The sequence below is a fragment of the Streptomyces sp. NRRL S-378 genome (assembly GCF_000720645.1).
Taxonomy (GTDB): Bacteria; Actinomycetota; Actinomycetes; order Streptomycetales; family Streptomycetaceae; genus Streptomyces.
The window spans coordinates 1-405 of record NZ_JOBX01000207.1 but is presented as its reverse complement, the minus strand read 5'-3'; the positions used below and the strand labels follow the sequence as shown (position 1 = coordinate 405).

At 70.4% G+C, this 405-nt stretch carries 1 protein-coding gene; it reads left to right on the top strand.

All coding sequences use genetic code 11. From position 1 onward, the window contains the following. A partial coding sequence (locus tag IH80_RS40405; protein ID WP_037882455.1) for an acyltransferase domain-containing protein occupies positions 1-405 on the top strand: 405 nt, incomplete at both ends.

Below are 405 nucleotides of genomic sequence, written 5' to 3'. Positions count from 1 at the left end.
GGCCGTCTGGCGGTGCTGTTCACGGGGCAGGGTGCGCAGCGCCTGGGGATGGGGCGTGAGCTGTACGGGGCCTTCCCGGTGTTCGCGGAGGCCTTCGATGCGGTGGTGGCGGAGCTGGACCGGCATCTGGACACGCCGCTGAGGGAGGTGGTGTTCGAGGCGGCCGATGATGTGGTGCTGAACCGGACGGAGTTCACGCAGCCGGCGTTGTTCGCGGTCGAGGTGGCGTTGTTCCGTCTGGTGGAGTCGTGGGGTGTGCGTCCCGATTTCGTGGCGGGTCATTCGATCGGTGAGCTGGCTGCGGCGCATGTCGCCGGGGTGTGGTCGTTGGCGGATGCGGCGCGGCTGGTGGCGGCGCGGGGTCGGCTGATGCAGGCGCTGCCCTCGGGTGGGGCGATGATCGCG